This window comes from Marinobacter sp., assembly GCF_041984545.1.
GTDB lineage: Bacteria > Pseudomonadota > Gammaproteobacteria > Pseudomonadales > Oleiphilaceae > Marinobacter.
The window spans coordinates 1-306 of sequence record NZ_JBHIXV010000071.1; the positions used below are offsets into that span (position 1 = coordinate 1).

A 306-nucleotide genomic window follows, 5' to 3' on the forward strand; every position below is an offset into this window, starting at 1 on the left:
CCATCATCAACACAAGCGGCTTTGCTGCCATACCCGATGCCAAGGCCTTTGCACGGAGCCCGCCAAAAATGGCGACGGCCTGGGCCAATAACGCCGCAAGCAACTGCAGCTGTAACGGAGCTTATTTTTATGCGATGCTTTTGTCGCATAAAAATAAGCGGAGTGTAAGCTGTCAGATTGCCTTGCCTTGTTAAATGCCACTCTGAATGTGCTCCAAATATTCCATGGAAACCTCTCCACCGATGTAGGGACCATCGTCACTACAATCCATTGCTGGTTCATCAAATTCTACCCATAAGCTAGTAA

At 48.4% G+C, this 306-nt stretch carries 1 protein-coding gene; it reads left to right on the forward strand.

What is annotated here, in order from left to right:
• On the forward strand, positions 1–194 hold a 194-nt coding region (locus ACFC20_RS17515), incomplete at its 5' end, for a hypothetical protein (RefSeq protein ID WP_375194103.1).
• Positions 195–306 lie beyond the last annotated feature (112 nt).